The organism is Undibacterium hunanense (genome assembly GCF_014284335.1).
In the GTDB taxonomy this organism is placed as follows: Bacteria; Pseudomonadota; Gammaproteobacteria; order Burkholderiales; family Burkholderiaceae_D; genus Undibacterium; species Undibacterium hunanense.
In genome coordinates this window covers 1-237 of sequence record NZ_JACOGF010000102.1, presented here as the reverse complement: position 1 = coordinate 237, position 237 = coordinate 1, and the positions used below count along the sequence as shown (strand labels likewise).

General features: G+C 58.2%; 1 pseudogene. It reads left to right on the top strand.

What is annotated here, in order from left to right:
* Positions 1-237, top strand: a pseudogene (locus H8L32_RS27500) (IS110 family transposase); the annotation flags it as partial.

Below are 237 nucleotides of genomic sequence, written 5' to 3'. Positions count from 1 at the left end.
CAGATACAAGCCCTGCACAGAGTAAGAGAAGCCTGGGTCAAACACCGTACTGCGACCGCCAACCAGATACGAGGCCTGCTCGCTGAGTTTGGCCGGATACTCAGTCCCGGCCTGCGCCACCTGCGCCGCGAAGTCGCCCTCTGGCAAGAACAAAGCCGCGGCACGCTCGGCATACTCAACGGCCTGGTCGATGAGTTACTGCAGTATCTCAGTGAGTTAGAAGACAGAATCAGCAAG